The organism is Falsiroseomonas oryzae, assembly GCF_027856955.1.
Taxonomy (GTDB): Bacteria; Pseudomonadota; Alphaproteobacteria; order Acetobacterales; family Acetobacteraceae; genus Falsiroseomonas; species Falsiroseomonas oryzae.
On sequence record NZ_JAPSMD010001037.1, the window covers coordinates 1 to 509 of the forward strand.

At 77.0% G+C, this 509-nt stretch carries 1 protein-coding gene; it reads right to left on the reverse strand.

Annotated features, from left to right (window positions below; all coding sequences use genetic code 11):
* Positions 1 to 509 (reverse strand): class I SAM-dependent methyltransferase (locus OZN99_RS33380; RefSeq protein WP_270939448.1); only part of this gene is annotated, 509 nt, incomplete at both ends.

Sequence of the window (509 nt, forward strand, 5' to 3'; positions counted from 1 at the left end):
CGTCCGGGAAGCGGGCGGCCAGCAGCGCGGCGAGCTCCGCATCGAAGCGCGCCACCGCCCCGGGCCCCAGCGCGCCGCCGATGCCGGCCGAGGCCCGCACGCGGCCGCGCCAGGCCGCATGCGCATAGACGGCCTCGTGGTCGAAGCCGGCAAAGGCGAGGTCCGCGAAGCCGGCAAGGCGAAGATCGTCCGCCCAGGCCGGATACATCCCGCTGCCGCGCCCCAGCCGCCAGCGCGGGTTGTGCGCCTCGATCAGGAACTCCGTGGCATGCGCGACGGTGCCGGGATGCGGCATCCAGTCGTGGTGGCAGATCAGCAGCGCGCCGCCGGGCTTCAGGACGCGGCGCGCCTCGGCGGCGGCCAGCGGACGGTCGAACCAGTGCCAGCACTGCGCGGCGACCACCAGGTCGAAGGCGGCGGCGGGCTGGCCGGTGCGCTCGGCCAGGCCTTCCTCGAAGCGGGCCGCGACACCCTCCGCCACGGCCAGGCGGCGCGCGGCGGCGACCTGG